This is a genomic window from Bariatricus massiliensis (genome assembly GCF_900086725.1).
Taxonomy (GTDB): domain Bacteria; phylum Bacillota; class Clostridia; order Lachnospirales; family Lachnospiraceae; genus Allocoprococcus; species Allocoprococcus massiliensis.
Genome location: NZ_LT574836.1, coordinates 84,622 through 107,629 on the forward strand (window position 1 = coordinate 84,622; position 23,008 = coordinate 107,629).

Genomic DNA, 23,008 nt, shown 5'->3' on the forward strand with positions numbered 1-23,008 from the left:
CCCCTTTGTCTTTTTATTATGGAAAAATGTCCGCAGCTGTGATACAATTAGCGGGTAACAGAGGAGGAAATAAGATATGAAATTCCGGCCATGCATAGATATACATAACGGGGCGGTCAAACAGATTGTAGGTGGCAGCCTGAAAGACAAAAATGATACGGCCCAGACAAATTTTACATCGGTTTATGGAGCGGATTACTACGCGGATATGTATAAAAAGGATGGACTGAGGGGAGGGCACATTATTCTGCTCAACCCGGCCACATCTCCTTATTATGCAGATACAAAGGCGCAGGCTTTTAAGGCGCTTCGTGCATATCCCAGTGGAATGCAGCTGGGCGGTGGAATCACGGCTGAAAATGCGGAAGAGTATCTTGAGGCGGGGGCAAGCCATGTGATTGTGACTTCTTATGTCTTTCGGGACGGGGAAATTAAGTGGGACAATTTAAAGGCGCTGGCACAGGCCGCAGGGCGGGATAAGACTGTTTTGGATCTGAGCTGCCGCAGGCGGGGGAATGATTATTACATCGTGACTGAACGGTGGCAGACATTTACAAATGTATCGCTGAGCAGCGCACTGTTGGATACGCTTGCCGAATACTGTGCCGAATTCCTCATACACGGTGTTGATGTGGAGGGGAAAGGGGCAGGCATGGACGAAGGTCTGGTGCGCCTGCTGGCAACATGGGACGGTCTGCCCATCACCTACGCGGGAGGAATCGGGACGGTGCAGGATTTGGATAGATTCGCGGAGCTGAGCCAAAAGAAGCTGGATTTTACAATCGGAAGCGCGCTGGATTTGTTCGGAGGGAGTATTCCCTATGCGGACATAAGAAAGTTATGAACAAGCAGGAAAGAGTTTGTTAACATATTATAAATTGATTGAAGAAGTTAGCAAATAGTGCTAGAATGTGGAATAGAGTTGTGGATAAGGAGTTAATAAAATGGGCTTAATTGAAAAAATATTTGGAACACATAGTGAAAATGAGTTAAAAAGGATTTATCCGATTGTAGATCACATTGAAGCGTTGGAGCCGGAGATGCAGCAGCTGTCCGACATGGAATTAAAGGCCAAGACACGTGAGTTCAAGGAGCGTTTGGAAAAGGGTGAGACTCTGGATGATATTCTCCCGGAGGCATTTGCCGTTGTGCGTGAAGCGGCGGTCAGAAGCATTGGCATGCGCCATTACCGCGTGCAGCTCGTCGGTGGTATTATACTGCATCAGGGCCGTATTGCCGAGATGAGAACCGGTGAAGGTAAGACACTTGTCTCTACACTTCCGGCTTATTTGAATGCGTTGACCGGCGAGGGCGTACACATCGTCACGGTCAATGATTATTTGGCAAAGCGTGATGCTGAGTGGATGGGTCAGGTACATGAGTTTTTAGGACTTACGGTGGGCGTTGTGCTGAACTCTATGGATAATGATGAGCGGCGTGCGGCGTATAATTGTGATATTACTTATGTGACGAACAATGAATTAGGATTTGATTACCTGAGGGATAACATGGTAATTTATAAGGAACAGCTGGTACAGCGGGGGATGAAATTTGCCGTCATCGATGAGGTCGACTCTGTCCTTATTGACGAGGCGAGAACTCCTCTTATCATTTCCGGACAGAGCGGAAAATCTACCAAGCTTTATGAAGCTTGTGATATTCTTGCAAGACAGATGGAAAAAGGGGAAGCCAGCGGAGAATTCTCTAAGATGAACGCTATTATGGGCGAGGATATCGAAGAGACCGGAGATTTTATTGTCAATGAAAAGGAGCGCAATGTCAATCTGACAGAAGATGGCGTCAAGAAGGTGGAGAAATTTTTCCATCTTGACAACCTTGCCGATCCTGAGAATCTTGAAATCCAGCACAATATCATTCTGGCCCTCAGGGCACATAATCTGATGTTCCGTGATCAGGATTATGTGGTCAAGGATGACGAGGTTCTGATCGTGGATGAGTTCACCGGACGTATTATGCCGGGACGCCGTTATTCAGACGGCCTGCATCAGGCCATCGAGGCGAAAGAACATGTGAAAGTTAAACGGGAAAGCAAGACGCTTGCGACTATTACTTTCCAGAATTTATTCAATAAGTATGATAAGAAGAGCGGTATGACCGGTACTGCTTTGACAGAAGAAAAGGAGTTCCGTGACATTTACGGGATGGATGTTATTGAGATTCCGACCAATGTACCTGTACAGAGAATGGATTTAGATGATGTCGTATATAAGACAAAAAAAGAAAAATATAATGCGGTAATCGAGGAGATAATTGAGGCCAACAAGAAGGGGCAGCCGGTACTGGTCGGCACGATTACGATTGAGACTTCCGAGCTTCTGAGCAAGATGCTCACAAGACAGGGCATCAAGCATAATGTATTGAATGCCAAATTTCATGAGATGGAGGCTGAAATCGTCGCGCAGGCCGGACAGCATGGGGCAGTTACTATCGCTACCAACATGGCCGGACGTGGTACGGATATCAAGCTTGACGATAAGGCGAGGGAGGCAGGCGGCCTGAAGATTATCGGTACCGAGCGCCATGAATCCCGGCGTATCGATAATCAGCTGCGCGGCCGTTCCGGCCGTCAGGGCGACCCGGGTGAATCCAGATTTTATATTTCTCTGGAGGACGATTTGATGCGTCTGTTCGGCTCCGAGAGGCTGATGGATGTATTTACCACATTGGGAGTGGAAGAAGGCGAGCAGATCGAGCATAAGATGCTTTCCAATGCCATTGAAAAAGCACAGAAGAAGATAGAGAACAATAACTTTGGTATTCGTAAGAACCTGTTAGAATACGATCAAGTCATGAATGAACAGAGAGAAATCATCTACGAGGAGCGCCGCCGGGTATTGGACGGAGAGAATATGCGGGATTCCATCTTCCATATGATTACGGAGTATGTGGAGAATACAGTGGATTCCAATATATCTCCTGACGTGGACTATGAAGAATGGGATTTGAAGCCGCTGAATGTAGATTTGTTGAATGTCATTCCGATTCTCAAGCCGGTAAGCACGGATGACGTCAAAGGCATGGAGGTCAATCAGCTCAAGCACATGCTCAAAGAGCGGGCAGCAAAGGCTTACGAAGAAAAAGAAGCGGAATTCCCTGAGGCAGAGCATCTTCGTGAAGTGGAACGTGTATTCCTGCTGCGTGTAATTGACGCGAAGTGGATGGACCATATTGACGATATGGATCAGCTCCGCCAAGGAATCGGACTGCAGGCTTATGGGCAGAGAGACCCGTTGGTAGAATATAAGATGCTGGGATATGATATGTTCGGAGAGATGACCCGGGCTATCACTACAGATACAGTCCGTCTTTTGTTCCATGTGAAGATCGAGCAGAAGGTAGAACGTGAGCAGGTTGCCAAGGTGACTGGAACGAACAAAGATGACAGCGCCGTAAAAGCGCCTAAAGTGCGTTCCGAGAAGAAAGTATATCCAAACGACCCGTGTCCGTGTGGAAGCGGGAAGAAATATAAACAGTGCTGTGGACGCAAATAGGCAGATGCGGCAGCGGATAGGCGTTATCCGAAAAAAAGATTTGAGGTGAGAATGTGGTTGAATTAGACGGATATAAAATGACTTTGAATGCGTACGAAGAACCTCTGAAAGAATTGAGGGATTCACTTTGACTTACCGGCAAAAGAGCAGCGGCTGGAAGAGTTGGAAAGAAAGATAGAAGAACCGGGCTTTTGGGATAATGCCGATGAATCTCAAAAAATCATGAAAGAGATGAAAAGTCTGCAGGATTTTTTGAAAACGGTAGGCGGGTTAACTGCGTCGTATGAAGATATGGGGATGCTGATCGAGCTTGCCGAGGAGGAAGAGGACGCGGATATGATTCCCGAAATCAAAAAGGATTTGGAGGAGTTTGAAAAGAATTTTGAAGACTTTCGAATCCAGACATTGCTTTCGGGAGAATACGACCGCTGCAATGCGATTGTCACTCTGCACGCCGGTGCAGGCGGAACGGAAAGCTGCGATTGGGCGAATATGCTCTATAGAATGTATACACGCTATGCGTTTGCAAAAGGATTTTCCCTCACAGTGCTGGACTATCAGGATGGTGACATTACAGGACTTAAGGCCATTACGTTTGAAGTGAATGGGGAGAATGCTTATGGGTATTTCCAGTCCGAGAAGGGAGTGCACCGGCTTGTGCGGATATCACCCTTTAATTCGGCCGGCAAGCGGCAGACGTCCTTTGCGTCCTGTGATGTGATTCCGGATATAGAGGATGAAATCGATATCGAAATCAACGACGATGATTTGAAAATTGACACTTACCGCTCCAGCGGCGCGGGAGGCCAGCATATCAACAAGACCTCGTCGGCTGTGCGGATTACCCACCTTCCCACCGGGATAGTGGTGCAATGCCAAAATGAACGTTCGCAGTTGTTTAACAAGGACAAAGCGATGCAGATGCTGAAAGCAAAGCTTTATCTGCTGAAAAAGCAGGAGCAGGAAGAGATGGTTTCCGGTATCCGGGGCGAAGTCCGGGATATTAATTTCGGGAGCCAGATACGGTCGTACGTCATGCAGCCCTACACTCTGGTGAAGGATCACAGGACTAATGTGGAAAACGGTAATGTGAATGCCGTGCTTGACGGCGAACTGGACGGATTTATTAATGCGTATCTGAAGCAAAGGAGCAATCATGGATAATACCAAGTATTTTGTGCTGAAAAAGAAGGCGGTTCCGGAAGTGCTGTTAAAGGTAGTAGAGACAAAGCGTCTGTTAGCGACGAACAGAGGGATGACTATTCAGGAAGCAACAGACCAGATCGGAATCAGCAGAAGTTCTTTTTATAAGTATAAGGATGATATTTTTCCATTTCATGAGAATGAGAAAGGACAGAACGTTACCATGGTCATCCAGATGGATGACACACCGGGCCTGATGGCGAAGCTGCTGGGCAAGGTGGCCGATTATGGGGCTAATATTCTGACGATTCATCAGAGTATTCCAATCAACGGTATAGCCACCCTGACAATCAGCGTGGAAGTTCTCTCTACAACAGGCAATATGTCGGAACTTGTGGAGGAGCTGGAAGAAAACACAGGCGTTTATTATCTGAAAATAGTAGGCAGGGAGTAATGAGGATGAAAATAGCAGTATTGGGTTATGGGACGGTAGGCTCCGGTGTCGTGGAAGTTCTGGATGTGAACAAAGAGCTCATCAAGGCGCGTGCCGGGAAAGAAATTGAAGTTAAATATGTGTTGGATCTCAGGGACTTCCCCGGAGATAAAATTCAGGAAAAAATTGTACATGATTACGACTTGATTCTGACCGATGATGAGATTGAGGTCGTGGTCGAGGTGATGGGCGGAGTGGAGCCGGCCAATACTTTTGTGAAAAAAGCGTTGCTTGCGGGCAAGCATGTGGTCACATCCAACAAAGCATTGGTGGCAAAGACGGGAGCCCAGCTGCTGGCTGTGGCGAGGGAACAGGGAGTGAATTTCCTGTTCGAAGCCAGTGTGGGCGGAGGCATTCCTATTTTACGCGCTCTCGGCTCTTCTTTGACGGCAGATGAGATAGAAGAAATTACAGGTATTTTAAATGGTACTACTAATTATATGATGACAAAAATGTTCTATGAAGGCGCCGACTATCAGACGGTGCTCAAGGAAGCTCAGGCCAATGGGTATGCGGAGGCAGACCCGACGGCTGATGTGGAGGGGCATGATGCCTGCCGGAAGATTGCCATACTTTCTTCTATTATTTCCGGTAAAATGGTTGATTTTCAAGATATCTATACAGAGGGGATCACAAAGATTACTACGGAAGATATGGCTTATGCCAGAAAGCTGGGCATGAATATTAAGCTTCTGGCACAGTGCAGGCGGGAAGGCAGCCAGTTATCCGCAATGGTTGCCCCGTTTCTAGTGGGGGCTGAGCATCCGCTGTACAGTGTAAATGATGTGTTTAATGCGGTGTTTGTAAAAGGAAATATGCTGGGAGACGCGATGTTTTATGGAAGCGGCGCAGGGAAGCTGCCGACTGCGAGCGCAGTGGTGGCGGATGTGATCGCGGCGGTGAAGAACCCGGATAAAGATATTATGAACTTTTGGAGCATGGATAAATTGGAGCTCGAGAGCTACAAAGACACGGTGAAAAGATTTTTTGTCCGCATGGAAGGCGAGAGAGAAGCGCTCGAGGCGCGTGTGCGCTCGGATTTCGGCGCTGTAGAATTTGTGGAAGCCGGCGGGCTCAGCGGAGAGTTTGGTTTTATTACGCCGATGATGGACGAAAAGGGATATGAAGAAAAAGCAGATGCATATCGGAATATCCTGCATATGATAAGAGTAGAGTAGTGAACGATAGGGCTTAAGATGAGGTGGACTGGATGAAATATGTTATCGTACTGGGTGATGGAATGGCGGGGGAGCCTGTCGGGCAGCTGGGAGGCATGACCACACTGGAGGCTTCCAAAACTCCGGTTATGGATAGACTGGCTAAAATGTCGGAGCAAGGAATGGCCCGCATGGTGCCGAAGGGAATGGCTCCGGGGAGTGATACGGCTAACTTATCAGTGGCCGGATATGACCCGCAGGTATACTATACCGGCCGTTCGCCGCTTGAGGCACTAAGCATCGGGGTGGATATGAAGGCGGATGATGTCGCTTTCAGGTGCAATTTTGTGACACTCAGTGAAGAGGCGGGTGCATATGAAGACCGCATTATCATAGACCATAGCTCGGATGAAATCAGCACGGAGGATGCAGTCATTCTTTTAGAGGCACTGAAAAAGGAGTTCGCCCGGGAAGGCTACCACTTCTATGCAGGGACCAGCTATCGTCATCTGCTGATTCAGCATGGAGGAGAGGTTCTGGAACTTACGCCGCCTCACGATATTTTGACAAGACGAATTGGAGCATATCTTCCAAAAGACCCGGTACTTTTGGAGATGATGAAAAAAAGCTTCGATATACTTGAGAATCATCCGGTCAACTTAAAGCGTAGGCGGGACGGACTTCATCCCGCTAATTCCATCTGGTTCTGGGGCGCGGGCACAAGGCCGGCCTTGTCTTCTTTTTTAGAAAAGACAGGGAAAAAGGCGGTTATGATATCGGCAGTGGATCTGCTCAAGGGAATCGCTGTGGGCGCCGGCATGACGCCTCTCTTTGTGGAAGGGGCCAATGGAGGCCTTTATACGAACTACGATGGGAAGGCTAAGGCGGCTCTGAATGCACTGCTCAATGACGGATATGATTTTGCGTATATCCATGTGGAAGCGCCGGATGAGATGGGGCATCAAGGCAGTGTTGAAAATAAGATTCAGGCCATTGAGTGGCTGGATGAAAAGGTAATCAAGAATGTGGTAAAAGGACTTGGAGAAGCAGGGGAGGATTTTCGGATTTTGATACTCCCGGATCACCCCACGCCGATCTGTGCCAGAACGCATACAAAAGAACCTGTTCCCTATCTGCTTTACGACAGTAGAAAAGCAGTGGAAGGACAGGAGACATACAACGAGAAGAAGGCAAAGATAAGTGGAATTATGTGGGAGGATGGATATCGTCTCATAGAACATCTGCTGGGCGATTAGGAGGAAGTTATGCTGGTAGTGAAAAAATTTGGAGGCAGCTCCGTTGCGAATAAAGAACGAATTTTCAATGTAGCAGGACGCTGCGCAGAAGAATATCAGAAGGGGAATGACGTGGTCGTCGTGCTGTCAGCTATGGGGGACACGACGGATGAGCTTCTGGATAAAGCGGAGGATATTAATCCCAATGCGTCAAAAAGAGAGCTGGATATGCTGCTTACGACAGGGGAGCAGATATCGGTTTCGCTTATGGCCATGGCCCTTCAGGCGATGAATATACCTGCTATATCCTTGAACGCGTTTCAAGTTCAGATGCATTCCACATCAAGAAACGGAAATGCCCGGTTCAAACGGATAGACACGGATAGGATTCAGCATGAGCTTGGCAACCGTAAGGTCGTGATCGTGACTGGATTTCAAGGGGTGAACAAATACGATGATTACACGACCCTTGGACGAGGCGGCTCAGATACAACTGCGGTCGCGCTGGCAGCGGTGCTCCATGCGGACCAGTGCGAGATATATACAGATGTGGAGGGAGTGTATACGGCGGATCCACGGGTAGTAAAAAATGCCAGAAAGATTGAAGAAATTACATACGACGAGATGCTGGAGCTTGCCACATCGGGGGCAAAAGTCCTGCATAACCGTTCTGTAGAGATGGCAAAAAAATATGGAGTAGAACTGGTAGTACGTTCCAGCTTAAATACAGAAGAGGGAACCGTAGTCAAGGAGGTAGTGAAAGTGGAGAAGATGTTAATTACCGGCGTTGCGGCGGACAAAAATACAGCAAGAATTTCTGTGATCGGTGTGGAAGATAAGCCGGGAATTGCTTTTAAAATATTTAATACACTGTCCAGAAACAATATAAACGTGGATATTATTCTTCAGTCTGTAGGAAGGGAAGGAACGAAGGATATTTCATTCACTGTCTCTCAGGACGATTTGAAAGAGGCGCTTGCGGTGCTGGAAGAAAGAAAGCAGGCACTGACTATTAAAGATATTACTCATGATGAGAAGGTGGCAAAGATTTCAATTGTGGGCGCGGGCATGCTGAGCAATCCGGGTGTCGCAGCCACCATGTTCGAGTCACTTTGTAATTCAAATATTAATATAAACATGATTTCTACTTCTGAAATCCGCATCACCGTGCTGATTGATGAAAAAGACGCAGACAATGCGCTGGTAGCTGTTCATGATGGCTTTGGCCTAGAAGATTAATGCTAATATATAAAAGGCTCTGATCAGTTCAGAGCCTCTTTCATTTTACCTGAGATTCAAGAAAACCAACTACGATTTTCCTGCTATCCGGTGGTAAATCGCGATATTTCATAATTAAGTGAGTCTCATCGTCTGTAAGATATAAAGTATGCTTTGTCGTAATGTCGATAGCCGGCAGATCCGGCAGTGGATCCTCCGCTGATGAGCCACCAATGTTACGATTAACCAAATGGTCTAGCGTTACATTATAGAGACGGGACAAGTGAATCAAAGAATCTAAGTCAGGCGTACGCTTGCTATTCTCATAATTTGAATAGGCTTGTCTTGAAATATTCAATATTGCACTCAAATGAGCTTGAGTCAGATGGTGCATCTTGCGAAGCGTGCGCAAATTCTTTGACAATTGAATGTTGGGCATCGCTGTACCTCCGTTCCCTGTAAAATTACCCTCTCACACCAATACAGTATATCAGTTTTTATAACAAAAGTGGCGACAGGCAACGAAACGCAACATATACATTGGTGGCAACAAATTAGTTACGGTATTTCCCGGCTTAACATACTGTTATGGTACTTTTGAGAATAGGTGACTTCCTCGCCAAACCAGGAAGGAGGCTGGAATTCACTGGCAGATGTTTCGCTTTGGAACTCCACTTCAGCCATCACAAGAGGCGATAAGTCTCCTTTGAAAATATCCAGTTCAATTGTAAGATTATCTGCAAACGGGATACAATACCGCTCCTTTTGAATCAGGCGGCCGTCAATTTTCTCCCGCAGGTGTTCGTAAGATTCTTTTGTCAGGGGAAGATTATATTCTTCTCTTACAAGAAAGCCCTTGGACTTGTAAGTCAGAACATAGCTATCATCATCTTTCCGCACCCGCACCACTGGCTCTGTGGACAGATAACCTTGTTCAAGGGAACGGTGAGGGTAGTCGTCCAGACGGAAGGGGATAGAATGAATGAGGTATTTACGTTCGATTTCCATAATTTCTACTCCTTGCTATAGTATTTACTAATAGTATAAGAAATTATACAAGAGTTTACAAGTGCAAAGGATTTTGATAGAATCAACATATTAATTAAGCGTGGAAAGGATGGTACAATAAATCATGAGTGAAGTTTACGTGTTTTTGGCAGATGGCTTTGAGGAGATTGAAGGCTTGACAGTAGTGGATCTGTTGAGAAGGGCGGATATACGGGTCCAAACTGTATCCATCATGGGAAGGAAAGAGATTACAGGTTCACATCACATTAAAGTAGAAGCGGATATTCTATTCGAGGAGGCGGATTTTGCGACTGCAGAGATGCTGGTGCTTCCGGGGGGACTGCCGGGGACTGATTATTTAAAGGCTCACAAAGGGCTGCAGGAACAGATTCTGGCATTTAACAGCGAAGGCAGGAAGCTGGCGGCTATCTGTGCCGCGCCTACGGTCTTCGGAGCGCTGGGACTTCTGAAAGGGATGAAGGCGACCTGCTATCCGACGATGGAAGATGGGCTGACCGGAGCGGAGGTCGTGCGGGAGAGCGCCGTTACCGACGGCGCCATAACGACCGGAAGAGGCATGGGGGCAGCCATTGATTTTTCCCTGCGGCTGATTGAGATTCTCAGGGATAAAAGGACGGCCGATATGACGGCTGAAAAAATTGTATATAGACGAAACTAAGAGAGGCAGGAAATCAATGAAAAAATATGCGGCGGCCGGCATTGCTGTGGTCATAGTTGTGCTGGTGGTTATTCTGGGATTGAGAGCGTGCGGGGGAAGCAAAGTGGATGCGTCGGGATATGTGCAGGCGCAGTTAGATCTTACGTTTCAGGGTGAAACACAGGAAGCCCACCGGCTGACCGGAGCGGCAGTATCCGGGCTGGAGCAGATTTATGAGGACGGTATCAATGCATTTGTGCAGAGTTACCTCACGGGAGGGGTAGACACCGGGGAAGCATTTTCAGAGACCTATGGAAAAATAATCAAGAAAATATTTCTTGTTATGCATTATCAGGTCGGAGAGGCTCAGAAAAAAGATAAAAATACTTATGAGGTGACGGTTACCTATGAACCGGCTGATGTGTTTACTTCTTTTATTCCAAAGCTGAAGGAGAAATCGGCAGAGATAGAAGAGAAAGCGAAAAATGGAGGATACACCGGAACGGAAGATGAGATTCAGTCAGCGATGATTCTAGATTATATGAGCGAATCCTATACGCTTTTGGAAAGCGCATATCTGGACATACAGTACGGCGGAAAGCAGGAGTTTACCTTCACGCTCACCAAAGGAAAGGGAAGCAAGGTCACTATGGATAACGAGGAGATTGCCGCGTTTATTGAGAAGATTTTAGAACTTGATAAACTGTAAGAACTGTGTTATAGTAATAAAATGAGTGTAATGTAGATAAGTCTGCCCGACTTTTCTCATATAGCATATTAGGAGGAAATGGTAATGAGTTTACAAGTTGAGAAGTTAGAACACAATATGGCAAAACTTACAGTAGAAGTTTCAGCAGAAGAATTAGAGGGAGCGCTCCAGAAGGCATACCAGAAGCAAAAAGGAAAAATCAGTGTCCCGGGATTCCGCAAAGGCAAAGTTCCACGTCAGATGATTGAAAAGATGTACGGACCGGAGATTTTTTACGATGATGCCGCTAATGCATTGATTCCGGAAGCGTATTCCAAAGCTTATGATGAGAGCGGGCTGGATATCGTATCACAGCCGAAGATTGATGTTGTACAGATTGAAAAAGGAAAAGCATTTATCTTTACAGCGGAAGTGGCTGTTAAACCGGAAGTGACTCTTGGACAGTACAAAGGTCTGGAAGTAGATAAGATTTCCAACCGTGTAACGGCAAAAGAAGTAGATGCTAAATTAGAAGAAGAACAGCAGAAGAACGCGAGAACAATCACAGTAGAAGGACGCCCGGTACAGGATAAGGATGAAGTTATTCTTGACTTCGAAGGATTTGTTGACGGCGTAGCTTTCGAGGGCGGCAAAGGAGAAAATTATCCGCTGACTATCGGTTCCGGCGCATTTATTCCGGGATTTGAAGAACAGCTGATCGGAGCTGAACCGGAAAAAGAAGTGGAAGTAAAGGTTACGTTCCCGGAGGAATATCAGGCGGAAGAACTTCAGGGCAAAGATGCCGTGTTCAAATGTACAGTACATGAAATCAAAGCAAAAGAGCTGCCGGAACTTGACGATGAGTTTGCTTCCGAAGTTTCTGAATTTGATACATTAGATGAATATAAAGCAGATATCAAGGTTAAAATCAAAGAGCAGAAGACGAATGAAGGCAAGAGAGCTCAGGAAGATCAGGCGGTGGAAGCTATCATTGCAAATTCCGAGATGGATATTCCGGAGGCTATGGTTGATACGCAGACAAGACAGATGGTGGATGACTTTGCACAGAGACTGCAGCAGCAGGGCTTGAGCATGGAGCAGTATATGCAGTTCACAGGCATGACTGCGGAGAAGATGCTGGAAGAGATGCGTCCGCAGGCTGAGAAGCGCATCAAGACGAGACTGGTTCTCGAGGCAGTTGCAAAAGCAGAAAATATTGAGATATCTGACGAAAAGCTCGACGAAGAGATCGCTAAGATGGCAAAGGCATATCAGATGGAAGCCGATAAGCTGAAAGAGTTCATGGGAGATAAAGAAAAAGACCAGATGAAGCAGGATATGGCTGTTCAGGAAGCGATTACATTCGTTGTGGAGAATGCTGTAGAAAAATAAATAATTGTTAGTCAAGATTAGGAGGCGTGTACATGAGTTTAGTACCTTATGTCATTGAACAGACAAGCCGTGGAGAACGCTCTTACGACATTTATTCAAGACTTTTAAAAGAAAGAATTATTTTCCTTGACACCGAGGTGAATGATGCTTCAGCCAGCGTTATAGTTGCACAGATGCTGTTTTTGGAGGCAGAAGACCCGGAAAAGGATATTCAGTTCTATATCAACAGCCCGGGCGGCTCTATCACGGCGGGTATGGGGATATATGATACCATGAATTATATAAAATGTGATGTTTCCACTATGTGCATGGGGATGGCGGCCAGCATGGGCGCGTTCCTGCTGGCAGGAGGAGCTAAAGGCAAACGTTTCGCACTCCCTAATGCTGAGATTATGATTCATCAGCCATCCGGCGGCGCTCAGGGACAGGCAACAGAGATTGAAATCAATGCCAAACACATTTTAAAAGTGAGAGAGCGCATGAATAAGCTGATGGCCCAGAATACCGGTCAGTCATATGAGACGATTGCGGCAGATACGGAAAGAGATAACTGGAAGACTGCAGAAGAAGCAAAGGCTTATGGTTTAATCGACGAAGTAGTAGTAAGCCGTTAGAAAGGAAAGGGGGTGTCCGAAGAACCGGACATTCCCTTTACGTGTAAAATATGAGGTGAGAGTATGGCAGGTAGAAATGAAGACATTGTAAGATGTTCGTTCTGTAACAAGACGCAGGCGCAGGTGCGTAAGATGATAGCCGGGCCGAATGGTTCCTATATCTGTGATGAGTGCGTTGAAGTCTGTGCAGAGATTATTGAAGAAGAATTAGAATATGAAGACGCGGGAAAGTTTGACGATATCAACCTTTTGAAGCCTGAAGAAATCAAGGCGTTTCTGGATGAGTATGTAATCGGACAGGAGGAGGCTAAAAAGGTACTTTCCGTGGCTGTCTATAATCATTATAAAAGAATTATGGCGGAGAAGGATTTGGGGGTAGAGCTGCAGAAGAGCAACATCCTCATGGTGGGCCCTACGGGATGCGGAAAGACATTTTTAGCGCAGTCCCTTGCCCGCATTCTTAATGTGCCTTTTGCCATCGCCGATGCCACTGCTTTGACAGAGGCCGGTTATGTCGGTGAGGATGTGGAAAATATCCTTTTGAAAATTATTCAGGCGGCCGACGGTGATGTGGAACGGGCGGAATATGGAATTATTTATATCGACGAAATTGATAAGATTACAAGAAAATCTGAGAATCCGTCCATAACCCGTGATGTATCAGGAGAAGGCGTACAGCAGGCACTTTTGAAAATTTTGGAGGGCACTGTGGCCAACGTTCCGCCTCAGGGAGGAAGAAAGCACCCGCATCAAGAGCTGATTCAGATAGACACTACCAATATCCTGTTTATCTGCGGCGGAGCTTTTGAAGGTATTGACAAGATTGTGGAAAAGCGTGTGGACAGAAAGTCTATCGGCTTTGGCGCGGAGATCGGTGCGAAGCATGAATATGACATCGACCACCTGCTTCACCAGATTCTTCCGCAGGATTTAGTCAAATTTGGATTGATTCCGGAGCTGGTGGGACGTGTCCCGGTAAATGTTTCACTGAATCATCTGGATAAAGAAGCGTTGATGCGCATTCTTACAGAGCCCAAGAATGCTATCGTCAAACAATACCAGAAGCTTTTGGAGCTGGATGATGTGGCGCTGGAATTCGATAAGGAAGCATTGGAGGCAATTGCGGAGACTTCCCTCAAAAGAAAGACGGGGGCCAGAGGGCTTCGGGCCATCATGGAAAATGTTATGCTGGATGTCATGTACCGTGCGCCTTCCGATGAGGAGCTTAAGTACTGCAAAATTACCAAAGATGCGGTTCTAGGCAAGGGAATCCCTGAAACAGAGCAGGAAGATATAAAATCGCAGAGCGCATAATCAGCCTCGCAGGAGATGATGCATGTAACTGCGTTTATGAAAAGAGATTAACGGGTGCAAACGGGGAAACCAGATGCACCCTTTTCTTATAACAGTAGGAAACTTTGTTCAATTACAGAAGGAGATTACAAGATGAGGAAAAAGATAAGTATTCCCATGGTCGCACTTCGTGGAATGACGATTCTTCCGGAAATGGTGGTTCATTTTGACATCAGCAGAGAGCGGTCAATTGACGCGGTACAGGAAGCCATGGCGGAAGAGCAGAAGATTATGCTTGTGACGCAGAGGGACATTGAGGTGGAGAACCCGGAGGAGAGCGACCTCTACCGAGTGGGAACAATCGCGACGGTCAAACAGATTCTCAAGCTTCCACGTCAGATTCTGCGTGTGCTGGTTGCGGGAGAAGAACGTGCGATTCTTGATAACATAGAGGTGACCGACCCTTATATGCGGGCGAATGTCACTGTGATCGGAGAGGATGAACCTGAGATTGCCGGTGACATCAATAAAGAAGCTATGGTCCGGGGATTAAAAGATATGTATCTTGAATATGCCATGAGAAATCCCAAGGTGACAAAAGATATGGCCAATCAAATCAAGGATATTACAGATTTGAAGAAGCTGGTGAATCAGGTTTCTGCCAATCTCCCCATACACTATACAGAGCTGCAGGAGATTTTAGACGAAACGGATTTTATGAAGCGCTACGAACTTCTGGCTTTTAAGCTGGTAAATGAAGTCCAGATCATGAATATCCGCGATGAGATTCAGATTAAGGTGAAAGAGCGGGTGGACGAGCATCAGCGGGAGTACATTCTCAGGGAACAGTTGAAGCTGATTCGCGAGGAACTGGGGGAGGATACTACGATTTCGGATGCAGAAGAATTTGAGCAGTCTGTAGCGGAAATGCAGGCCCCGGACGAAATCAAAGAAAAACTGAAGAAAGAAATCAATCGATTTAAAAGTTCTATGCAGAGCCCGGCAGAGGCGGGCGTTATCCGCACCTATATTGAAACAATGCTGGAGATGCCTTGGGATAAGCGGGTTGATGACTTTACCGATATCAAATACGCGAAGGAACTTCTGGAGGCGGAACACTATGGACTGGAGGAAGTCAAGGAGCGTATTCTGGAATATCTTGCAGTCCGTGCATTGACAAAGAAAGGGGACAGCCCGATTCTCTGTCTTGTGGGGCCGCCGGGAACTGGGAAAACTTCTATCGCAAAATCATTGGCGAAGGCATTGAAAAAGCCGTATGTCAGAATCTCTCTGGGCGGTGTAAGAGATGAGGCGGAAATCCGCGGACATCGAAAAACATATGTAGGAGCCATGCCGGGGCGTATTGCCAACGGGATTAAAAGCGCCGGGATAAAGAATCCTTTGATGCTTCTGGATGAAATTGACAAAGTAAGCACAGACTATAAGGGGGATACATTTTCTGCACTGCTGGAGGTATTGGACAGTGAGCAGAACAATAAGTTCCGCGACCACTATCTGGAAGTGCCTCTGGATTTATCTGAGGTAACTTTTGTGACGACTGCCAATACGCTTCAGACGATACCACGGCCGCTGCTTGACCGTATGGAGGTAATTGAAGTCAACAGTTATACGGAGAATGAAAAGCTCCATATAGCGGAGCGCCACCTTATACCAAAGCAGCTTGCCCGCCATGGGCTGACAAAAGAACAAGTAACTATCAGCAAAGGCGCTGTGTGGAAGATGGCCCGCAATTATACAAAAGAGGCCGGTGTTCGTCAGCTTGAGAGGGAAATAGGCAATATATGCAGGAAAGCCGCAAGAGAAATATACGAGAGTAATAAAAAGAAAGTACAGGTGACGGAGCGGAATCTCTGGAAATACTTGGGGAAAGAAAAGTTTACATACCAGATGGCCAACGCGGAAGACGAGATAGGAATTGTCCGTGGCCTCGCGTGGACGAGTGTGGGTGGAGACACGCTTCAGATCGAAGTGAATGTTATGCCGGGAAAAGGCGATATCATGCTTACCGGACAGCTTGGCGATGTCATGAAAGAGTCGGCACAGACCGGAATCAGTTATATCCGCTCCATCAGCAGCAAATACAAGGTGCCGGAAAACTTTTTTGACGAGCATGATATTCACATCCATATTCCGGAAGGCGCGGTGCCGAAAGACGGTCCGTCGGCAGGTATAACTATGGCTACAGCTATGATTTCGGCAATCACCGGACGCAAAGCCCGGGCAGATATTGCTATGACCGGGGAAATTACACTTCGGGGAAGAGTGCTTCCCATCGGCGGCTTGAAGGAAAAGCTGCTGGCGGCGAAAAACGCAGGTATAAAGACGGTGCTGGTTCCGAAAGAGAATGAAAAGGATATCGAAGAGATTTCCACAGAAATCACAAAGGGTCTGGAGATAATCTTTGTATCCCAGATGGACGAGGTGTTGAAGGCGGCGCTCAAAGGCCGGTCGTCAGACTCCAAATAGAGAGGACATAAAAGATGGTAATAAAAAATGTAAACCTAGAGACAGTATGTGGAATTACAAGCGTACTGCCCGACAACCAAATGCCGGAGATTGCTTTTGCAGGAAAATCGAATGTAGGGAAATCTTCTTTAATTAACGGATTGATGAATAGAAAGGCGTATGCCCGGACTTCGGCAAAGCCGGGGAAGACCCAGACAATCAATTTTTATAATATTAATGAGGAATTGTATCTTGTGGATTTGCCGGGCTATGGCTATGCAAAAGTTTCGGTGAAGGAAAAAGAGCAGTGGGGAAAGTTGATCGAGCGTTATCTCCACGGCTCCAAGCAGTTAAAAGCGGTGTTCTTGTTGATCGATATCAGGCATGACCCGTCTGCCAATGACAAGTTGATGTATGACTGGATTGTCAGTCAGGGATTTGAGCCGATTATCATTGCCACGAAACTTGATAAAATCAAGCGGAGCCAGATTCAGAAGCAGCTAAAGGCCGTGAAGGACGGATTGAAGCTTTTGCCCGGAACCACTGTGATTCCCTTCTCGGCTGAGACGAAGCAGGGACGGGATGAGATTTGGGAATTGGTCGAGAGAGAGTTTTTATAGAATTTAGTTTACAACAGAAGAAGAGCGTGAACGGGGGGGCGTACTGCCTTCCCGCTCACGCTCTTCATTTGTCGTAAATAGAATCATTACCTTATTCCAGCACCTTTTTCTTGCGGTAAAAGTAGTAAGGGATCAGCAGCAGCGCTGTGGCTGACCATGCCATAGGGTAGCTGAAGAGCAGGGTAGATACCTCGTTGCGCATAGGTGTGACAAAAAGCACCCATGGAATCCGCACGAGCAGAACACCGCCCATGGTAATCAGCGCCGGTATCAGGACATCTCCGATTCCCCGCAGGGCGCCGGAATATATTTCTACGAATATGTAGATAAGGTAGCTCGGTGTAATCAACTTGAGCATGTATACTCCGATGTCGATGACCGCCTGATCGGAGGTGAATATATGGTAAAGGGGACGGCAGGCAATCATAAGGAAGACGACCATTGCCCCGCATATGGACAGCGCCATTAAGAGACAGACGCGTACACTTTTGCGTACACGGGCATACTGCTTTGCTCCGAAATTCTGACCGGCAAAAGTGGTGATGGAGATTCCGAAGGCCCCACATATCGTCCAGAAGATAGCGTCCAGTTTTCCGAAGGCGGCCCACGCCGCCGCTGTGTCTGTCCCAAAATTGTTGATAGATGTCTGAATGATGATGTTAGTTATGCTGTATGCGCATGATTGAAGTCCGCTGGGAAGACCGATGCGGAATTCTGCTTTCAGCAAATCGGGATGGATTTTTATGGCTTTTAGCCGCAGCTTCAACATGTCGTAGGAGCGCATAAGTGAGAAGGTGACCAGAAGAGCACTCACTGCCTGTGCGATAATAGTTGCAATTGCGACTCCGGCAATACCTAGATGGAACACCAGTACCATGACAATGTCCAGTACAATATTTAAGAAACAGCATACAATCAAATAGTAGAGCGGGCGTTTCGAATCACCGATCGCACGCATGATGCCGGAACCCATATTATAAATCAGTACAAATAAAATGCCAAGAAAGTAAATGCGCAGGTACAAAATAGAATCTGGCAATACATCCGCCGGTGTTTTCATCATAGTGAGAAGGGCAGGAGCGGAAAACCAGCCCACGACGGAGATGACCACGCTTGCTAAAATTGAGAAAGCGTATGCCGTGTGAAGTCCCTTGTTTAGATTCGCTTCATCTTTTGCACCAAAATATTGGGAGATGATTACCGTTGCTCCGGCCGAAAGTCCGGTGAAAAATCCAATGACTAAATTGGAGAGCACCGCCGCCGACCCTCCTACACTTGCCAGCGCCTGCTTGCCGATAAAACGCCCGACGATAACGGCATCTACCGTATTATATAGCTGCTGAAAAAAAGTTCCTATGACAATAGGAAAGAAAAAGATAAGTAATTGCTTCCAGATAACACCTTCCGTTATCTGATTCGTATTTGATTTCTCTTTTCTCATGACATATGTTCCTCTCGCTCTGTATAATAATTTGTGTAGACTCGGTTTAGACCAGTGTACAATCCCTATCTGCATCATATCACAGTATTGCTGAAAGGTCATTCATTTTCTCGATAAAGTGTGGGAAAAATAAAAGACAGCACCGTCCTGTAGTGGAAAATCCACCATAGGGCGATGCTGTTTTTGATTCATGATGGGGGGATACTTATTTATCTGCTGCGTGGGCGTCAAGCCAGTCCATGGCAGATTTTGCGTAGACAGCGGCGCCTAAAGGCAGACAGTCATCATTAAATAAAACCTTGGGATTGTGCTGTCCTACCCATTTGCTCTTATCCGGCACGCCTGCCCCCAGACAGAAGTAAGCGGAGGGAACTTTCTCACAGATAAAAGCAAAGTCCTCGGAGCCCATTACATGATACAGCGGATAGGTTTTAATAGAATCGCTGAGGCTGTGAATGCTGTTCAGACAAGCGTCTACCATCTGTGCGTCACAGGTGACGGCAGGCACATCACTCAAGACTTCTATTTCATAGGTAGTTCGGTAGGCCTTACAGACCGCGTCGATGACGTCATGAATTCGCTGTATGAGGTTGTCTCTCACCTCTGGTTTAAAGGTACGCAGTGTCCCTTCAAGTATGGCCCGCTCGGGGATGATGTTTGAGGCAGTTCCTGACACAAAGCGTCCGATTGTAAGAGCGGCCTCCTCGGCGGAAGAGACTTCCCGTGCAATCAATTCCTGCAGTCCAAGATATATGTGGACTCCCGTGTTGATAGGGTCGATTCCCAGATTTGGCGTTGAGCCATGAGCGCCTTTTCCTGTCAGAGTTACTTTGAAGCCGTAGACGGATGACATGGGCTGCGGTCCGTAGATGATGATATTGCTGGCCATCTCGGAAGCCACATGCATTCCAAAGGCTGCGTCCACCGTCGGTTTTTCTAGTATTCCGGCTTCAATCGCGGCCGATGCGCCGGCGAATATTTCCTCGCCGGATTGAAAGAACAGCTTTACGATTCCACTCAAATCCTCTTCGTGTGCTTTGAGCAGCTTGGCGGCCCCGAGCAGTGTGGCGGTATGCAGGTCATGTCCACAGGAATGCATGCAGCCATTCTGTGAGGCAAAAGAGACACCGGACTCTTCCGGCATAGGGAGCCCATCCATATCGCTGCGCAGTAAAAAGCATTTGTTTCCTTTTCCGATGCAGGCGGTGATACAGGAACTGTCTTCATAGACATGATAGTCGATTTCCATTTCTGTCAGTTTCTCTTTGACAAAGTCTACGGTTTTGGGGAGGTGCAGACCAAGTTCGGGGATTTGATGCAGCGCCCGGCGCCATTCGCTCAATTGTGCCTGCATTGCCTGAGCTTCTTTTAATAATTGATTTTCCATAGTGACTTCTCCTTAATCCTAGTTATTTTTTTGGCGCTTCCTTGATAAATCCAATTTTATACATACCTAGATAACATAGGAAGCTGACTACGATGAATCCAAGCATAAAATAGCTGTAGTTTGCCGACATAAAGCTGTAGCCCAGAATGAGATAGAGCAGGACAGCCGCTATGATGGTGGGTATGGATAGCTTTTTGTTCTTCATAAAATAGGGGGCTGCCAGCGCGCCTGTCAAAGCCGGCGTTACGTTGTTGAAAGCCGGCGCGAGGGCAGGGCCGGTGATAATCGGCACCAGCAGATTGCCCAGAAAGAGCATTCCCAGAAATAGGATGAGTGTGGTGACAATAGAGGATGCTCCGATGGCAAGTGTAGTGATGACTTCACCTTCATCTGTTCCGCGTTCCATGTCGTTGACACGAAGCGCGTTGGTGGCAGCAGGCAGCTTCATATTCATAATGTTACCGGTGATAAAAGACAGGTATGTACCGGCAGAGCCAAGAAATGGAGAGAAAGAGACAACCTCCACTATGCTGACTACACCATAAATTGCTGTTAAAGTAACGATTGCGCTTACTGTTTTAGGAATGTCGAATTCGATATCCTTGCCGTAAACGGCTGTTATGACGGTAGGAACCATGAGAATCAGTAAAATCGCGATGACAGTGCTGATTTTGCCGAGACGGTGCGTCGTATTGAGGTAAGCTTCGCTTTTATTCGTATCTTTATTTTTCATTATTTTCCTCCTTCATAAAAAGATTTACAGGAACAGATTGGCGATGTAAGAGCCGAGCATACCAATCAGCATACCGCCCGGAAAAGACATTTCCATAAAAAAATGCCGTCCTGTTTTTTTAGCCAGCCAATTCAGTACAAGTGCAGATATTCCGGCGGTGATAAGGGCAACCAAGGCAAGAATCTGCTCCGGTTTTTCCGTCCAGTAAGTTAAATATGGTGCACAGAACCATCCCATCATAGCGATAAAAATGCCGTCGATCAGAAGCGTGTAGACAACAGGCTTATGCTTGCGCAGGCTGGTCATGCCGCGGTCGAGGCTTTTTTTGCCGAAGACTACAAGCAGTGGCTCGTAGAGGATGCAGATGGACATTGCCCACATAGTGCTGACAAAGATAGAGGCATTGTATCCGCTGTCGGTGTATGACAGGAGTCCGAATGAACGCGCGGCGATATTGGCTGCCACATTTTCATAGGAGCTGGAGCCGATTACGGATAAACGCAGCCAAGGAAAATAATTTCCCAGTACGGACATCAGCATAACCAGTATAATTAGGATTGGTATGCTGGGAACAACGGAAAAAAGCCCGCTGCCAAGAATAGTGCTCTTCATTACCTGCGTTGACAGCCCGATTTCTTTGCCACGTTTCCAGGCACGCCTCATAAAGACGAAAGACTGGATGAAGACGTAGAGTATAACAATGGAACAGACAAAAAACATAACTGGTGAGTTTGCTATTGACAGATAGTTTTTCATAGGGCCTCCTTTGAGATGTGATTTTTTCTCTTTTAGTTTCTCCTTCACAATTCTTGCATTCGCCTGAATACTTATATATAATGAATGTTAATAAATAGAATTGATTTATGGCAAAAATGCATAATTGTTATAATAAAAATATACTATGTCTTGTGAAAAATTGGTAATCTACAAAATTTTAATATCTATAAGTTATTGGTTATGGACAATGGCATATTTAGAGAGAAGGGTGCAGAGGCTGAAACGTGTCTGCGGGGAGGGAACGAGATGAATTTTAACCATTTGGAATATGTTGTAAAGACGGCAGAATATGGCTCTATCAGCAAAGCGTCGGGGAAACTTTACCTATCTCAGCCATATTTGAGCGGGGTGATAAAAGGGCTGGAGGAAGAGCTGGGATATAAGATTTTCCATAGGAGTAAATCTGGAATTGAAGTGACAGAGCTAGGGGAAGAATTCATAAAAAGTGCAAAAATAATTTTGCTGGAATTAAAGAAAATCAGGGAACTGAACTATGCGGATGAAAAACCTTTAAGTATTTCCTGCTATTATGCAACGTACATAATGGAAATGTTCCTTAAATTTAAAAATAGTACGAAACTTAGGCTCCCGGATAAAATTCGGGAGATGGGCAACCGAGAAGTGCTGGAATCCGTTCTGGCGGGAGAAAGTACAATGGGAATTGTATTTTTTGCTCAAGAGAAAAAAGGAAAGTATTATAAATTAGCTGAAAATATGGGACTACAGATGGAGGGACTGTTTCAGCCTATGCCCATGTTCGCTATGATGTCGGAAAACCATAAGCTGGCAAAGACGGAGGAGATAGAGATAAAAGAATTGGGCGGGTATCCCTATGTATCTTACGATGATACTAGCTCCAAGATGTTCTTAAAACTATTAGGTATAGAAGAAAATGAACAGCTGTTGGAGGTCTCGGACAGGGGGAGTTTTTACGATGCGGTGATGAGCGGAGAATATCTCACTATCATGGCCTACAAAAATATTCCTCAAAAAAGTGGGGTGAAACTTATCCCCATAAGGGACAAGAAGCTTTACTTAACTTCCTGTTACGTGATTTCTAAGAATTATCAGCTTACAAAGAGAGAAAAAGAGTTTCTGGAATTTATGACGACGGATAGGAGAAAAACTGACGGCAACCTGTAGAATTGGGTGATTGACAGCTTTATTAAAGGA

At 46.3% G+C, this 23,008-nt stretch carries 21 protein-coding genes; 15 read left to right on the forward strand and 6 right to left on the reverse strand.

Translation table 11 applies throughout. From position 1 onward, the window contains the following. Positions 1 to 76 precede the first annotated feature (76 nt). The 7 genes from hisA to BN6465_RS02135 all read left to right on the forward strand — a co-directional run bounded on the left by hisA (position 77) and on the right by BN6465_RS02135 (position 8,779). The gene (gene hisA / locus BN6465_RS02105; protein WP_066731263.1) at positions 77 to 844 is read left to right on the forward strand and encodes a phosphoribosylformimino-5-aminoimidazole carboxamide ribotide isomerase; all 768 of its coding nucleotides are present in this window, start codon (positions 77 to 79) and stop codon (positions 842 to 844) included. Positions 845 to 944: 100 nt separating this feature from the next. Then, a complete protein-coding gene (gene secA / locus BN6465_RS02110) occupies positions 945 to 3,512 on the forward strand; it encodes a preprotein translocase subunit SecA (RefSeq protein WP_066731265.1) in 2,568 nt (855 codons plus the stop codon). Positions 3,513 to 3,565: 53 nt separating this feature from the next. Then, positions 3,566 to 4,676, forward strand: a protein-coding gene (gene prfB, locus BN6465_RS02115; protein WP_154670176.1) for a peptide chain release factor 2 whose coding sequence is annotated in 2 segments (ribosomal slippage) — positions 3,566 to 3,640 and positions 3,642 to 4,676 — 1,110 coding nt in all. Because the reading frame shifts where the segments join, the coding sequence is not laid out codon by codon here. Then, complete coding sequence (locus BN6465_RS02120) at positions 4,669 to 5,109, forward strand: ACT domain-containing protein (RefSeq protein ID WP_082891566.1); 441 nt, start codon at positions 4,669 to 4,671, stop codon at positions 5,107 to 5,109. Before prfB ends, BN6465_RS02120 begins: the two co-directional genes overlap by 8 nt. Positions 5,110 to 5,114: 5 nt before the next feature. Then, on the forward strand, positions 5,115 to 6,326 hold the full coding sequence (locus BN6465_RS02125; RefSeq protein WP_066731268.1) for a homoserine dehydrogenase: 1,212 nt from the start codon (positions 5,115 to 5,117) through the stop codon (positions 6,324 to 6,326). 32 nt (positions 6,327 to 6,358) lie between these two features. Next, positions 6,359 to 7,561: a cofactor-independent phosphoglycerate mutase gene (locus BN6465_RS02130; RefSeq protein WP_066731274.1), complete on the forward strand. Its 1,203-nt coding sequence runs from the start codon at positions 6,359 to 6,361 to the stop codon at positions 7,559 to 7,561. Positions 7,562 to 7,570: 9 nt separating this feature from the next. Beyond that, positions 7,571 to 8,779, forward strand: coding sequence for an aspartate kinase (locus tag BN6465_RS02135; protein ID WP_066731276.1), 1,209 nt, complete (start codon positions 7,571 to 7,573; stop codon positions 8,777 to 8,779). Positions 8,780 to 8,819: 40 nt separating this feature from the next. Here the strand turns inward: BN6465_RS02135 and BN6465_RS02140 are convergent, their stop codons facing one another. Further along, positions 8,820 to 9,197, reverse strand: coding sequence for a helix-turn-helix domain-containing protein (locus BN6465_RS02140; protein ID WP_066731278.1), 378 nt, complete (start codon positions 9,195 to 9,197; stop codon positions 8,820 to 8,822). 119 nt (positions 9,198 to 9,316) lie between these two features. Then, positions 9,317 to 9,766, reverse strand: a complete 450-nt coding sequence (locus tag BN6465_RS02145; protein WP_066731280.1) for a CYTH domain-containing protein — start codon at positions 9,764 to 9,766, stop codon at positions 9,317 to 9,319. A 124-nt stretch (positions 9,767 to 9,890) separates the two neighbouring features. Here BN6465_RS02145 and BN6465_RS02150 point away from each other — a divergent pair, with 124 nt between their 5' ends. The 7 genes from BN6465_RS02150 (at position 9,891) to yihA (ending at position 17,497) form a co-directional block, all read left to right on the forward strand. Further along, positions 9,891 to 10,445, forward strand: coding sequence for a DJ-1 family glyoxalase III (locus BN6465_RS02150; RefSeq protein WP_066731282.1), 555 nt, complete (start codon positions 9,891 to 9,893; stop codon positions 10,443 to 10,445). A 16-nt stretch (positions 10,446 to 10,461) separates the two neighbouring features. Next, the gene (locus tag BN6465_RS02155) at positions 10,462 to 11,133 is read left to right on the forward strand and encodes a hypothetical protein (protein ID WP_066731283.1); all 672 of its coding nucleotides are present in this window, start codon (positions 10,462 to 10,464) and stop codon (positions 11,131 to 11,133) included. A gap of 84 nt (positions 11,134 to 11,217) precedes the next feature. Continuing rightward, positions 11,218 to 12,504, forward strand: coding sequence for a trigger factor (tig, locus tag BN6465_RS02160; RefSeq protein ID WP_066731285.1), 1,287 nt, complete (start codon positions 11,218 to 11,220; stop codon positions 12,502 to 12,504). Between the two features lie 32 nt (positions 12,505 to 12,536). Beyond that, positions 12,537 to 13,118, forward strand: a complete 582-nt coding sequence (gene clpP / locus BN6465_RS02165; protein ID WP_066731287.1) for an ATP-dependent Clp endopeptidase proteolytic subunit ClpP — start codon at positions 12,537 to 12,539, stop codon at positions 13,116 to 13,118. Positions 13,119 to 13,181: 63 nt separating this feature from the next. After that, a complete protein-coding gene (clpX, locus tag BN6465_RS02170) occupies positions 13,182 to 14,432 on the forward strand; it encodes an ATP-dependent Clp protease ATP-binding subunit ClpX (protein ID WP_066731289.1) in 1,251 nt (416 codons plus the stop codon). Between the two features lie 132 nt (positions 14,433 to 14,564). Beyond that, complete coding sequence (lon, locus tag BN6465_RS02175; protein WP_066731291.1) at positions 14,565 to 16,898, forward strand: endopeptidase La; 2,334 nt, start codon at positions 14,565 to 14,567, stop codon at positions 16,896 to 16,898. A gap of 14 nt (positions 16,899 to 16,912) precedes the next feature. Next, the gene (gene yihA / locus BN6465_RS02180) at positions 16,913 to 17,497 is read left to right on the forward strand and encodes a ribosome biogenesis GTP-binding protein YihA/YsxC (protein ID WP_066731293.1); all 585 of its coding nucleotides are present in this window, start codon (positions 16,913 to 16,915) and stop codon (positions 17,495 to 17,497) included. A gap of 91 nt (positions 17,498 to 17,588) precedes the next feature. Here the strand turns inward: yihA and BN6465_RS02185 are convergent, their stop codons facing one another. The 4 genes from BN6465_RS02185 to BN6465_RS02200 form a co-directional block, all read right to left on the reverse strand. Beyond that, on the reverse strand, positions 17,589 to 18,938 hold the full coding sequence (locus tag BN6465_RS02185) for an MATE family efflux transporter (RefSeq protein ID WP_066731295.1): 1,350 nt from the start codon (positions 18,936 to 18,938) through the stop codon (positions 17,589 to 17,591). 205 nt (positions 18,939 to 19,143) lie between these two features. Further along, on the reverse strand, positions 19,144 to 20,325 hold the full coding sequence (locus BN6465_RS02190) for a M20 metallopeptidase family protein (RefSeq protein WP_066731297.1): 1,182 nt from the start codon (positions 20,323 to 20,325) through the stop codon (positions 19,144 to 19,146). Positions 20,326 to 20,347: 22 nt separating this feature from the next. Further along, positions 20,348 to 21,058, reverse strand: a complete 711-nt coding sequence (locus BN6465_RS02195) for a hypothetical protein (RefSeq protein WP_066731298.1) — start codon at positions 21,056 to 21,058, stop codon at positions 20,348 to 20,350. Positions 21,059 to 21,082: 24 nt separating this feature from the next. After that, positions 21,083 to 21,814 (reverse strand): DUF5058 family protein, encoded by a 732-nt coding sequence (locus BN6465_RS02200; protein WP_066731299.1) that lies wholly within the window; start codon positions 21,812 to 21,814, stop codon positions 21,083 to 21,085. A 267-nt stretch (positions 21,815 to 22,081) separates the two neighbouring features. Between BN6465_RS02200 and BN6465_RS02205 the strand changes: the two genes are divergently transcribed. Then, positions 22,082 to 22,978: a LysR family transcriptional regulator gene (locus BN6465_RS02205; RefSeq protein ID WP_066731300.1), complete on the forward strand. Its 897-nt coding sequence runs from the start codon at positions 22,082 to 22,084 to the stop codon at positions 22,976 to 22,978. Positions 22,979 to 23,008 lie beyond the last annotated feature (30 nt).